Annotated in this window: 10 protein-coding genes and 2 pseudogenes; 8 read left to right on the plus strand and 4 right to left on the minus strand. The window is 62.0% G+C overall.

Annotated features, from left to right (window positions below):
- Positions 1-77 precede the first annotated feature (77 nt).
- Positions 78-1262, minus strand: a complete 1185-nt coding sequence (locus tag Q9K02_RS05820; protein ID WP_305933463.1) for a PQQ-dependent sugar dehydrogenase — start codon at positions 1260-1262, stop codon at positions 78-80.
- Positions 1263-1284: 22 nt separating this feature from the next.
- Between Q9K02_RS05820 and Q9K02_RS05825 the strand changes: the two genes are divergently transcribed.
- Together Q9K02_RS05825 and Q9K02_RS05830 are read left to right on the plus strand one after the other, a co-directional pair.
- Entirely contained in the window at positions 1285-1914 is a 630-nt protein-coding gene (locus Q9K02_RS05825) for a ribonuclease HII (protein ID WP_305932037.1), read from the plus strand.
- A complete protein-coding gene (locus tag Q9K02_RS05830; protein WP_305932038.1) occupies positions 1911-2825 on the plus strand; it encodes an oxidoreductase in 915 nt (304 codons plus the stop codon). The genes Q9K02_RS05825 and Q9K02_RS05830 overlap by 4 nt, the downstream gene beginning before the upstream one ends.
- A gap of 12 nt (positions 2826-2837) precedes the next feature.
- Here the strand turns inward: Q9K02_RS05830 and Q9K02_RS05835 are convergent, their stop codons facing one another.
- On the minus strand, positions 2838-3536 hold the full coding sequence (locus Q9K02_RS05835) for a sulfotransferase family protein (protein ID WP_305932039.1): 699 nt from the start codon (positions 3534-3536) through the stop codon (positions 2838-2840).
- Between the two features lie 257 nt (positions 3537-3793).
- On the opposite strand from Q9K02_RS05835, the gene Q9K02_RS05840 reads away from it, so the two are divergent.
- Positions 3794-4942 (plus strand): site-specific DNA-methyltransferase, encoded by a 1149-nt coding sequence (locus Q9K02_RS05840; protein WP_305932040.1) that lies wholly within the window; start codon positions 3794-3796, stop codon positions 4940-4942.
- Positions 4943-5092: 150 nt separating this feature from the next.
- A complete protein-coding gene (locus tag Q9K02_RS05845) occupies positions 5093-8155 on the plus strand; it encodes a TonB-dependent receptor domain-containing protein (protein ID WP_305932041.1) in 3063 nt (1020 codons plus the stop codon).
- Positions 8156-8420: 265 nt separating this feature from the next.
- Here Q9K02_RS05845 and Q9K02_RS05850 read toward each other — a convergent pair whose 3' ends face one another.
- A complete protein-coding gene (locus tag Q9K02_RS05850) occupies positions 8421-8750 on the minus strand; it encodes a hypothetical protein (RefSeq protein WP_305932042.1) in 330 nt (109 codons plus the stop codon).
- A gap of 201 nt (positions 8751-8951) precedes the next feature.
- On the opposite strand from Q9K02_RS05850, the pseudogene Q9K02_RS05855 reads away from it, so the two are divergent.
- The 4 genes and pseudogenes from Q9K02_RS05855 to folP all read left to right on the plus strand — a co-directional run.
- Positions 8952-9071, plus strand: a pseudogene (locus tag Q9K02_RS05855) (site-specific DNA-methyltransferase); the annotation flags it as partial.
- Positions 9072-9319: 248 nt separating this feature from the next.
- Entirely contained in the window at positions 9320-10240 is a 921-nt protein-coding gene (locus Q9K02_RS05860; protein WP_305932043.1) for a hypothetical protein, read from the plus strand.
- Between the two features lie 142 nt (positions 10241-10382).
- Positions 10383-10538: pseudogene (locus Q9K02_RS14555) on the plus strand (hypothetical protein); the annotation flags it as partial.
- The gene (gene folP, locus Q9K02_RS05865) at positions 10535-11656 is read left to right on the plus strand and encodes a dihydropteroate synthase (RefSeq protein WP_305932044.1); all 1122 of its coding nucleotides are present in this window, start codon (positions 10535-10537) and stop codon (positions 11654-11656) included. The pseudogene Q9K02_RS14555 and the gene folP, both read left to right, overlap by 4 nt.
- Here the strand turns inward: folP and Q9K02_RS05870 are convergent.
- The gene (locus Q9K02_RS05870) at positions 11653-12432 is read right to left on the minus strand and encodes an SDR family oxidoreductase (protein ID WP_305932045.1); all 780 of its coding nucleotides are present in this window, start codon (positions 12430-12432) and stop codon (positions 11653-11655) included. The genes folP and Q9K02_RS05870 overlap by 4 nt on opposite strands.
- Positions 12433-12443 lie beyond the last annotated feature (11 nt).

Below are 12443 nucleotides of genomic sequence, written 5' to 3' on the forward strand. Positions count from 1 at the left end.
GGCGGGGCGCTTAATCGCGCCTCGCTGCCAAGTCGATCAACTTTGGCTTAGGCCCGCAGAAGCCAGGCCGCGCACCATCAGGACGGGCGCAGCTCCAGCAACCGGCCACCTTCGCCATCCTCCAGCACCCAAAGCGCGCCATCGGGGCCATAGACGACCTGTCGGATGCGATTGCCCATGTCGTAGCGGGCGACTTCGCGGGCCTGCTCGCCATCGAAGGCGATCCGGATCAACGCCTGCGTCTTCAGGCCGGCCACGATCAGATCGCCGTCCATGCCTTCGAACAGGTCGCCGTCATAGAACACCATGTTCCCCGGCGCGATCACGGGCGACCAGCTGATGACCGGCTTGGTAAAGCCGTCGTCCGCCGTGTGGTCCGGGATGTTGGAGCCATCGTAATTGTCGCCGTTGGAGCGCACCGGCCACCCGTAATTCGCCCCGCGCTGGACGAGGTTGAGCTCGTCGCCCCCCGCCGGGCCATGCTCGATTTCCCACAACCGACCGGCGCTATCGAAATCCATGCTCAGAATGTTGCGATTGCCGTAAGTCCAGATCTGGTCGGTCGGGCTGCCTTGGTCGGCGAAGGGATTGCCAGATGCCGCGCTGCCATCGAGATTGAGGCGCACGATGGTCCCGAGCGTGTTCTCGGTATTTTGCGCAGGGTCCTGCTTCTGCCGTTCGCCGCTCGAGACGAACATATATTGCTCGTCCGGGCTGAAGACGATGCGGTGCGAATAATGGCCACGGCCTGTTACCTTCGGCGTTTGACGCCAGATGACATTGAGATTGCTGACCGAGCAGGCAGTCGCACTGGCGCAGTTCAATTGGCCGCGCCCGACCACGGCGCCGCGCGTGTCGCCTTCGCCGGCTTCCGCCCAGCTGAGATAGATGGTGCGCGTGCCGACGGAACTGGTGCTTTCGGAGGGCAGGAACGCCACGTCGCCCAAGCCGCCCTGGCCGCCGTAATCCACTTGCGGCAGACCGCTGACCGTGATCACGCGGTCGTTATCGGTGTTGTAGATCTTCGCAGTGCCGGGCTTTTCGGTAATGAACAGCATCGACGTGCCGGGGATGAAGGCAGACGCCCAGGGTTCGTCGAATTCGCCATGCGCCGTAATCGCGAAATCTCCATCGAATTCACCGTCCATGGTCGGCGAGGGGGTCGACGCCGTTTCGCCGCCATCGGTGGAATAGGCGTTGCCGCAGCTTGCGAGCAGGGCGAGGGGCGATAGGGTGGCGAAAAGGATCGAAGGCTGCTTCATCATCGGTAAGGCTCCCGTGTCTATGTTTTGTGCAACACCTGAAGGCGGACTTGGTGCCGCGCCGCTGATCGTCGGCGTGGACGAGGCCGGACGCGGCCCGCTCGCCGGGCCGGTGGTGGCGGCTGCCTGCGTGCTGTGCTGCGAACCGCCGCAGGGGCTGGACGATTCCAAGAAGCTCTCGGCAAAACGCCGCGCGGAGCTGGAGCCGGATATCCGCAAACGCTGCGCGTGGGGGGTCGCGGTCATCCAACCTGACGAGATCGACCGGCTCAATATCTTCCAAGCCACCATGCTGGCGATGACGCTCGCGACGGTGCGGCTGGTCGAGGCGCTGCAGCTGGAGCCTGCCGAAGTGCTGATCGACGGCAACATGACCCCGCACGGGCGGCGCGAGGAATGGCGCTGGCCGCAGGCGCGCGCGATCGTGGGCGGCGACGGCAAGAAAGCCTGCATCTCCGCTGCCTCTATCATCGCCAAGGAGCATCGCGACCGGATCATGCGCGATGCGGCTACGGCGCACCCGCATTACGGGTGGGAGCGCAACATGGGCTACGGAACGGCCGAGCATCTCGAAGCATTGCGAACATACGGGCCGACGCCGCTGCACCGCCGCAGCTTCGCGCCGGTATCGCAGATGGAGATGTTCGCGTGAGTTTTGCCTATTCCGACGTACCCGACCAGAGCGGGACAACCGCCATCGTCACCGGCGCCAATACCGGCATCGGGCTGGAGATCGCCCGCGGCCTTGCGCGCAAGGGTGCCCGCGTCATTCTCGCCTGCCGCGATGCCGAAAAGGCGACCGCCGCTATCAAGGAGATTTCCAGCGGGCCGGAGCAGGCGGATCTCGATTTCCTCCCGCTCGACCTTTCCAACATGGCCTCGATCCGCGAGGCGGCCAATCTGGCGAAGAAAGAGCCGAAGATCGACCTGCTGATTAACAACGCCGGCATCATGATCCCGCCGCTCGGCCATTCGATCGGCGGGGCGGAGCAGCAGTTCGCCGTCAACCATCTCGGCCATTTCGCTCTCACCGGTCTGCTGCTCGACAAGCTGGCCGACAATGGCGGTGCGCGCGTGGTCAGTCAGGCGTCGATCGCGCATAAGGGAGCGAAGATCGACTTCGACAATCTCGACGCGTCGCAAGGCTATTCGCGCACGAAGTTCTACGGGCAGAGCAAGCTCGCGAACCTGCTGTTCGCCTTCGAGCTCGACCGCCGCTTGCGCGCCGCGAATTCTCCTGTCACCTCCATCGCCTGCCATCCCGGCGTCGCGCAGACCGAGATCACCCGCCACCTCGGCGTTTTCGGCAAGGTCTTCGGGCCAACCGTTGGCTTCTTCCTCAACACGGCCGAAAACGGGGCCGTACCCGCATTGCAGGCCGCGACCGATCCGGAGGCCGAGGGCGGGGACTATTTCGGCTCGTGGGGCCTGCGCGAAATGAGCGGGGCCACGTCCGGAAAGGCCTATGCCACGAAGACCGCCCGCGACCCTCTGCTCGCAGCGCGGCTGTGGGCGAAATCGGTCGAGCTGACCGGCGTCGATCCGGGGCTTGCACCCGCGTAGTTCCGTAGTCAGTCAGACGGCGAAGGCCTTGGCGCGCAGCGTCTCGATATAGGACTTGCCGAAGCTCTCGGCTGCGTCGTCATCCTTCGCCATTCCGCCTTCCTGCTCGTTCGCAGCCGTGATCTCGTCGCGGCTGTTGACGCGCGGGAAACGCTCCGGCGGCACCGGAACATTCAGGAACTGGCACAGCGGCTCCCATCCCTGTTTCGGATGGAACACTAGCAACCGCTCTTCCGGCACGGCGTCGATGATGGCGGCGTTGCGATCCTCGAACCATCGGGTCATGAATGCCCGATCACGAATGTCGCCGCCATGGAAGTGGTCGAAGATGGTGCCCTTCATCATGTCTCCGGTCGGGGTGCCGACCAGATGGGCCTGCATGTCGTCCGAGAAGATGGTCTCGCTGACGGATTCGAACCAGCTGTCCGCATCGCGGACCGTCAGCAGCACTTTTGCGTGTGGGTAATATGCGGCAAGTTCGCGCCAGTATGAGGCCGACGGATAATCGACGGTCGAGTGAAATCCCTGAAAGATTTCGTCCCAATCCGGCCTGCCCGCAACCGCGTCCAGCCACAGCGGAACCTGCCGCCGCGCGTCTGCGAACAGTTCCGCCATGTGGAAGCACGGCCCGAAGCCGAGATGCTCCAGCGCGAATTTCATGGTGAAGGTCGCCGTTCGCCCGACGCCTGCTCCGATAACCTTTAATGTCATGAGATCCTCCCGGTTGAAGCGACCCGGGCTGTCTGGAAGCGCCATCATTGCAGGATTTCACGGGGAGTCGAGTCTTCCCGGCCACACCCCCACATATCGAGTCGTCAGAATCCACGCAGACTCAACATCTTGTGGGGGACTCCTTTCGTTCTCCCTCACCTCCGCAAGATATCGCGCGTTAGGCAACCTACAAGCTGCTTGACGGCGGACTCGTTTGGACTCACCCTGTGGATAACTAACGCGAAGGGGACGGACAAATGGGGGTCATCGAGACCGCGAAAACGCGCGCACGGCGCGTCGAGAAAGTCGTGGACTTGCCGCTGGAGCAGCCAATTGCGCTCCCGGTCGGGCGCATCCTCGATGGCGATTGCGTCGAAGCCATGCGCTCCATTCCAAGCGCCAGCATCGACCTCGTCTTTGCCGATCCGCCCTATAACCTCCAGCTCGGCGGCGATCTCAACCGGCCCGACGGCAGCCATGTCGATGCGGTGACCGACGATTGGGACAAATTCGACACCTTCAAGGCATACGACGATTTCACGCAGGCCTGGCTGGTGGAGGCCAAGCGCATCCTCAAGCCCGACGGCGCGCTGTGGGTGATCGGCAGCTATCACAACATCTACCGCGTCGGCGCGATTTTGCAGGACCTGGGCTTCTGGATCCTCAACGACATCGTCTGGCGTAAGTCCAACCCCATGCCCAATTTCCGCGGCACACGCTTCACCAATGCGCATGAGACGCTGCTGTGGTGTTCGCAGGGCGAGAAGGCGAAGTATCACTTCAACTACCGCGCGATGAAGACGCTCAACGACGAGCTCCAGATGCGCAGCGACTGGGTCCTGCCGATCTGCAACGGGGCGGAGCGGCTGAAGGAGGGCGGCCACAAGGTCCACCCGACGCAGAAGCCCGAAAGCCTGCTCTACCGCGTGCTGCTCTCCACTACGGAGAAGGGCGACGTGGTGCTCGACCCGTTCTTCGGCACCGGTACTACCGGCGCGGTCGCCAAGCGCCTCGGCCGCCAGTGGATCGGTTGCGAGCGAGAGGGCGTCTACCGCGAGGCGGCGCTGAAGCGAATCGCAAAGGAACTCCCGCTCGACGAAAGCGCGCTCACCACGATGCAGGCCGGCCGCAGCGCTCCCAAGGTGGCCTTCGGCGCGCTGGTCGAGAACGGCTACCTGAAGCCCGGCACCGAGTTGTTCGACAAGAAACGCCGCTGGACCGCGACGGTGCGGGCGGACGGCTCGCTGGCATCCGGAAAGCAGACCGGCAGCATCCACGGCCTCGGCAAGGAGCTACAAGGCGCGCCCAGCTGCAACGGCTGGACCTTCTGGCACTACGAGACTGGCAGCGAGGTCAAACCGATCGACGCCGCGCGGCAGCTGTATCTGCTGGCCGTGGAAGATTAGCCGCTCCGCTTGTGTGGCGGAAAAGTCGCACTCACAGGTGCAAAATCGCGCAAGGGAGGTTTTTCGACCAACGGCCTTGCCTCGCACATCCCTTTTGGCTGTTAGCGCCCTCATTCGAATTTTCCGAATTACGATAATCGAGGGTTACATATGAAGTTTACGCCGATTGCCCTGAGCAAGCGCTCGATGCTGGCAAGTGCAGCCGTTCTTGCACTGGTCGCACCGATGAGCGTTCAGGCACAGGATGCCGCCGAAGACGAAACCTGCATCGACGAAGATGCCGACGGCGATTGCGACGATGTTGCCGGCGCGGTCGAGCAGAACGCCATTGTCGTTTCGGGCACGCGCATCCGCACCAACGAGTACGATTTTGCAAACCCGGTCGTCGCCATCGACGACACGGCCATCCAGAACAGCGGCGTTACGAACCTGACCGACTTCCTCACGGAAGCTCCGGCTCTTACCGGTTCCTACACGTCGAACGACGGTTCGGGTGCCAATGCCGGCATCGGCGGGGTCGGCCTCAACCTCCTCGACCTTCGCAACCTCGGAACGCAGCGTACCCTGTTGCTGATCGACGGCCGGCGCCATGTCGCTTCCGTGCCGGGTTCGTCCTCGGTCGATACCAATACGATCCCGATCGACCTGATCGAGCGCGTCGATATCGTCACCGGTGGCGCCTCCGCCATTTACGGTGCCGACGCGGTTACTGGCGTGGTGAACTTCGTCACCAAGCGCGATTTCGAAGGCTATACGGTGCGCGCGCAGAGCGGCATCAGCGAGGAAGGCGATGGCTACACCGGCTTCATCTCGGCCACCGTCGGTACCAACTTTGCCGGCGGTCGCGGCAACATCGCCGCGAACTTCGAATACGGCCATGACGACAATCTGCTGCTCTCGGACCGCCGCGAATTCGGACCCAGCTTCCGCTCGTTCTACGACAATCTCGACGACCAGGCTGCGGGTGACGATCCGAACGTTCCGGACCTGATCTTGGCATCGGACGTCAACTATCTGGACTCCAGCCCGATCGGTGCAATCGACGTGGACGGCGACTTCCTGCCTGATTTTCTCGGCGATGGCCGCCCCTATATTCCCGGCACCTTCCTGGGCAGCTTCTTCGAAAGCGGTGGTTCGGGCACTCCCGTGTCGACCTACAGCGGGGAAATCCTGCCGAAGATCGATCGGTACATCGGCAATCTGCTTTTCAGCTACGAACTGACCGACAGCATCCGCTTCTTCGCGGAAGGCAAATATGCTCGGGTCGATTCGGAATCCTTCGGCCAGCCGACCTTCGATTTCTTCATCGGCGTGCCAACCGATAACCCGTTCATTCCGGACAACATCAACGATCCTGCAGTGAACGTCTTCGACGGTCTCGGCATCGTTCTTGTCACGGGTCGCGACAATCTGGACCTCGGCCGCCGCGGCGAAACCAACCGCCGCGAAACCTATCGCGGTGTCGCCGGGATCGAAGCCGACGTCACCGACACGATCCGTTTCGACGCTTCCTATGTCTACGGCCAGTCGGATGCGACGGTCCGCCAGACGAACACGCGTTTCAACGACCGGTTCTATGCGGCGCTCGATGCAGTTGACGAAGGCGAATTCCTGACCGGCACGCCCAACGGCAACATCGTCTGCCGCTCGAACCTCACCGGCGATGCGACCAGCTCGAACCAGAACGTTACCGGCGCATTCTTCTTCGACGATTTCGACCAGTTGTCGTTCACGCCCGGCGCGAACAGCGGCTGTGTTCCGTTCAACATCTTCTCGAACGCTCAGGACCCGGCGTCGCTGGCCTTCATCAACACGACCGCGGTCGACACCAGCACGGTCAAGCAGCATGTCGCCACGGCGGCATTCAGTGGCGATTTCGGTGACGGCTTCGCGCTGTGGGGCGATCCGATCGGCTTCGCGCTCGGCGGTGAATATCGCAAGGAAATCAGCGAAAGCATTCCGGATCCGGTCAATACGACCGGCCTGACCTTCGGCAACGCGCTGTTCCCGGAAACGGGGTCCTTCGACGTCTATGAAGGCTTCGTGGAAGTGCGCGTGCCGATCGTTCAGGATCGTCCGGGCTTCTACGATCTTACCGCTAACGGCGCTGCCCGTGTATCGGAATATTCGACTGTCGGGACCACCTTCACCTATCAGGGCGGCCTGGTCTATGCTCCGGTTCCCGATTTCCGGATCCGCGGCACGTACGCCCAGGCGGTTCGCGCGCCGAACATCGGCGAATTGTTTGCTCCGTCCAACCAGACGTTCGCATTCATCGACGATCCGTGTGCCTTCGACAATATCGACAACGGCAGTGCAACGCGCGAAGCGAACTGTACCGCGCTTCTTACCAATCTCGGCCTCACTCCGGCCCAGATCGCAGGCTTCACCGGCGATGCCGGGACCAGCCTGCCCGGCCTCAGCACCGGCAACGTCGATCTGAGCGAGGAAACTGCCAAGACCATCACTGTCGGTGCCATCTTCCAGCCCAGCTTCATTCCGGGCCTGGTCATGTCGGTCGACTATTACGACGTGGAAATCGAGGATGCGATTTCGACCCCGACGGCCAACACTCTGCTCGAACTTTGCGTCGATGCAGATACGCTGGACAACGAATTCTGCGACAATATCGACCGCACCCCGGTCGGCGCCGGGTTCGACCCCAACGATGCAGGTGTAGTCCGGGACTTCACCCTGCGCCCGCAGAACGTCGCGGCTTTCTCCACCAAGGGTGTCGACTTCTCGGTACGCTACCGTCAGCCGACCGACAATCTGGGGACGTTCAACTTCAGCGTGATCGGCAACCACCTGATCGAACTGAAGACGCAGGGCACCCCCGGCGCGGACATCGTCGAGGAAGCAGGCGTCCGCGGCGCGCCGGAATGGCAGGTCAATTTCGACTTCAACTGGACGCTCGACAACTTCAACCTGAATTACGGCATCAACTATTGGGACGAAACGCTTCGCTTCGCGCGTGCGGACATCGAAGCTGATCCCGATATCGTTGCACCGGAATATCTGAAGATCGACGCCAAGTTCGTCCACGACATGCAGCTGCGCTGGACGACGGACGACGACATGAGCTTCTACGTCGGGGTGAACAACATCTTCGACCAGGAACCCGATGTCGGCCTGACCTTCTACCCGGTCAGCGCACTCGGCCGGTTCTTCTACGCCGGCGTCAGGATTTCGGGCGACCAGCTCGGTTTCTGATCGATCGGTCCAGAACGTTAAGGAAAAGGCCCCGGTTTACGCCGGGGCCTTTTTTGTAGTCGGGGTCAGGTCCGCGGGGCTTTGCTACTCTGCATTCGCGCGGTAGTCGCAGGCCGACGACCTGCTCGAGCTCGCTAAGCCCGACTTCGTACCGCACCTTCTAGCACAGCTGTGACGCCTGAAGTGGTAGTCAGGTAGACCGATCCACCCCGCGCGGCAGCTGTATCTGCTGGCGGTTGAGGAATGATGACGTAGGAGCGCGTGCTTAGGAGACAATACTCCATTGCCGCTCGATTTCGAAAGTCTCGATGATCTGCTCGAAAGCGCGGCAGTCGCTCATGGAATCAGTGGTGATGACCACTGTCAGAGGGATCTTTAAGCCTGACGAACGCGTCAGCGCGACCACGAATTTCTTGCCTTGGGGAGTTGCGATCAATCGTCCGGTGCCAGCCGCTATGGAAACCTTGTCACCGTTCTCCGCATCGAGCCAACCGTAATATCCGAGATATGGAGAGACGATGACCGGCCCTTCGGCGGTATCGACGGTAACGGGTAGGAAGCCATCCGTCGGAACGGCGGCTTTATTCGAGTGCACCGTGCCCGTGGTGGAAAAGGAACAGCAACCGGCAATCTCGACCGTCGGAGCGTTCCCGCCATCCGCGCTTGGCTCCGTTGGCGGAACAGTCGCGCAACTTGCCAGTGCAAGGGTACTGAGACAGAAGACTGACCTTTTCATCGTGTGGCAAAATGCTGCGGACAAAGTTTGCGTTCCCGTGCGTAGCGTTTCCTGCGTACAAAGGAGCTACAGGGCGCGCCCAGCTGCAACGGCTGGACCTTCTGGCACTACGAGAACGGCGGCGAGGTGAAGGCCGTCGTTGCCGCGCGGCAGCTGTATCTGCTGGCGGTAGAGGATTGATTCCTGCGAAATCTTTCGGAACGACAATTTTACGCTGGTTGTGCTAAGTCAACTCCGAGCGCAGATTCAAACCCGTGTCAGGTTGTGTTGCACAGTGACCAAGCCGGAAGTGCCAAGAAACCGCAGTAGATCGTTCCTCAAATTTCTGGGGCTATCTCAACTCGCCGCTCGAATTCGAAAGTTGTTTCTGCGAGGGAGGAAATCAGCCTCTGAAGAGGACTGCCCGGAAGACGAGGAGATAAATCAGTATGTCGAAGAAAGAGGCGATAGTATCCGCCGAGGGGCAAGACGTACAGACCACCGATTCCGTCTTTGACTTTCTTTACCACGACAGCCGACGAATAGCTTCTTACCTGTCACAATTCGACAATAGCGGAGCGTTGACGGGGGTTACAGCGTCGGAGGGTGTAACTAAGGGAGCCAAGCGGGGAAAGCGAATTGGATTCGGTGGCAACACTCCTGTTGGCGGGGGTAACCTCGAGTTGGAGATTGGCCCCGGGGAAGCCGGAAGTGAAAGTCTTGTGCGGGTTTATGACCCTTTCTGGGCCAATGCACTTCAGTTTCTTGATGTTTTGGACCAACGCGGCATGATCCAGCGGGACTTGGAAGCAGCCAACGTTGGCCAATTCGTTCTGGTATCCGGGTTTTTGAGTATTCAAGACTTGGGAATGATGAAAGACGCTTGGAAGACCACTTCTCTCCAGCGAAAAATGCTGGGAGGTGCGCAAGGAGGGAAAAAAATTGCTAACATGACTTCAGCGCAGAAAGCCGCGCTGAAGGAGGAGAAAGAAAATACCGAGATGTTTCTCGATATGATCCAACTAATGCCTCACTCTGTTCATGCGAGACTGCTTACAATAGACGATCAAACCAAGCTAGTTTGGTGCGCAGTCAATCAAGAATATTTGGTCATGCCGCCAAGTGATATATCACTAACTTACGGGAACGTGATGTCTGGCGAGTGGTCTATCCTCGGCATCCTAAGTGCTCACCCCGAGTATCTCACGCCAGATCTTGATGGGAAGTTCGATGAGAATAATTTGGGTCTGACTGAGAGCATTGTAGGACAGATAACGAAAATTCTGTCACCAATCGTAAGGGTGGCACTCGGTCGTCCGTCTGCTGCGTTCGCCGTCACTCCACTGCTGATATTCCGCGAAGTCGCATGACCCCTTTATCCCGGCATTGTAATCAACTGAATATATTTGATCGATTACCGTTGGCATAGCGGCTTGGACGATGCTGGGCAGAAAAGGGCTTAATGTCGCGTTGCCTTGCGCGGCGTAATAGCGAGTTCGCTGTCCTACATCGCATTCCCACGCTAACACCGCGCCCATGATCCAGCGCTTCATCGCCTCCCACCAGCTCAGCCAAGCGCCAATCACCCCCTCCATCACTTTTTCCGCCTTGGACTGTGTAACATGCGGTCCATGTCGCGGTGCTTGCCCTGAGGCTTTCCAACAATGATCCAACACGCTTACATCCGCCCTATCGGCATCGTCCCCGGTCCGCAGGCCGAGCATGGCAATGCCATTCGGCTGGCGGGCGGGATGGGTTATGCGAGCCGCTTTGCGGTGGTCCTGCGGCAGGCCAAAGAACACGGGGGCGAGGTGGTCGATCGCTGGCTCGCAGCGCCCGATACGATGGCCGAGGTGCTGGCGCAGCTGCCCGACGATGTCGCGGGCGATGCGGAGGAGCAGTGGGCCAATCTTACCCTCGCGCATCCGGCGCTGGAGCTGGGCGCGCGCACGGTGCGGCTCGACCAGCCGCAGGTGATGGGCATCCTCAACGTCACCCCCGACAGCTTCAGCGACGGCGGCTCGCATGACAGTCCGGATGCCGCGCGCGAGCATGCTGCGGCGATGGTGGAGGCGGGGGCGAGCATCATTGACGTGGGCGGCGAAAGCACGCGGCCCGGCGCCAAGCCCGTCTGGGAAGGCGACGAGATCGCGCGCGTCGTCCCGGCCATCGAGGCCGTTGCGGGCATGGGCGCGGCAGTCAGCGTCGACACGCGCAAGGCTGCGGTGATGGAGGCGGCGATCGAGGCGGGCGCGGCGCTGGTCAACGATGTCAGCGGCCTTACCCACGATCCGCGCGCCGCCGAAGTGGTCGCGCGCGCAGGCGTACCGGTGGTGCTGATGCACGCGCCCGGCAGCGGGGAGGACCTGCACGAGGGTGGGGACTACGCCAATGTCGTGCTCGACGTGTTCGACGCGCTGCGCGCCCGGCGCGATGTGGCGCTGGAGGCGGGGATCGAGGCTCGCAACATCCTGCTCGATCCCGGCATCGGCTTCGGCAAGTCGCTCGCCGAGAACCTTGCGCTGATAAACGCCCTGCCACTGTTCCACGCGCTCGGCCACCCGCTGCTGCTGGGTGCGAGCCGCAAGCGGATGATCGGTGCATTGTCCAATGAAGCGGAGGCGAATGCTCGTCTCGGCGGCAGCGTGACGCTGGCGGTGAAGGGCATGGACGCCGGCGTCCAGCTCCACCGCGTTCACGACGTACCCGAGACGGTGCAGGCGCGGAACGTGTGGCGGGGCTTGCGCGACGCGGCGCTGACGGATTTCGGGGACCTGCCGGGCTAGCCAGGCGAGGCGGCGCTCCCTGCCAGCAGCCCGCCGTCGAGCGTGAGTTCGGCGCCGGTCATGTAGCCGCTCTCGGGGCTGGCGAGGTAGACGCAGAGCGCGGCGACCTCCTCGACCGTGCCGAAGCGCTTCAGCGGCGTGTCGGCGACCAGCGCGGCCATCTTCGCGTCGCGGTCCGGCCCGTCGCCCAGCATCGGCTCCCAGATGTCGGTCAGGATCGCGGCGGGGTGGATGGAGTTGCAGCGGATCGCGAGCCCCTGCTGCGCGGCATAGAGCGCGACCGACTTGGAGTGGTTGCGGATCGCCGCCTTGCTGGCCGCATAGGCCGCTGCGCCGGGAATGCCGACAAGGCCGGAGCGCGAGGACATGTTGACGATCGAGCCTGCGCCCTTCGCTCGCATGGCGCGCAGGGCATAGCGGCAGCCGAGAAAGCAGCCGTCGGTATTGACCGCATGGACGCGGTGCCACTCGGCCAGGCTGGCGTTCTCGGGGTCGTGCGGGGCGGGGCCGTCCTCGAAGCCGGTGATCCCGGCGTTGTTGACGAGGACGTCGATGGCGGGAAAGGCTGCGGCAAGCGCGTCCCACTCCGCCTCGCTCGCCACGTCGAGCCGGTGGAAGGTGCAGCCAAGCGCGTCGGCCGCTTTCCTACCTTCCGCTTCGTCGATATCGGTGAGCACGACTCGCGCGCCTTCGGCCAGGAAAGCTTCGCACACCGCCTTGCCGATCCCGCGCGCACCGCCGGTGACCACGCAGAGCATGTCGTCCAGTTTTGCCATGGTTGCGTGGC

This window comes from Qipengyuania profundimaris, from assembly GCF_030717945.1.
In the GTDB taxonomy this organism is placed as follows: domain Bacteria; phylum Pseudomonadota; class Alphaproteobacteria; order Sphingomonadales; family Sphingomonadaceae; genus Qipengyuania; species Qipengyuania profundimaris.

Excerpts from the sequence above, each read along its gene's own strand:
- folP (WP_305932044.1), top strand. The coding sequence starts at position 10,535 with ATGATCCAACACGCTTACATCCGCCCTATCGGCATCGTCCCCGGTCCG.
- Q9K02_RS05820 (WP_305933463.1), bottom strand. The coding sequence starts at position 1,262 with ATGAAGCAGCCTTCGATCCTTTTCGCCACCCTATCGCCCCTCGCCCTG.
- Q9K02_RS05825 (WP_305932037.1), top strand. The coding sequence starts at position 1,285 with ATGTTTTGTGCAACACCTGAAGGCGGACTTGGTGCCGCGCCGCTGATC.
- Q9K02_RS05840 (WP_305932040.1), top strand. The coding sequence starts at position 3,794 with ATGGGGGTCATCGAGACCGCGAAAACGCGCGCACGGCGCGTCGAGAAA.
- Q9K02_RS05835 (WP_305932039.1), bottom strand. The coding sequence starts at position 3,536 with ATGACATTAAAGGTTATCGGAGCAGGCGTCGGGCGAACGGCGACCTTC.
- Q9K02_RS05870 (WP_305932045.1), bottom strand. The coding sequence starts at position 12,432 with ATGGCAAAACTGGACGACATGCTCTGCGTGGTCACCGGCGGTGCGCGC.
- Q9K02_RS05860 (WP_305932043.1), top strand. The coding sequence starts at position 9,320 with ATGTCGAAGAAAGAGGCGATAGTATCCGCCGAGGGGCAAGACGTACAG.
- Q9K02_RS05845 (WP_305932041.1), top strand. The coding sequence starts at position 5,093 with ATGAAGTTTACGCCGATTGCCCTGAGCAAGCGCTCGATGCTGGCAAGT.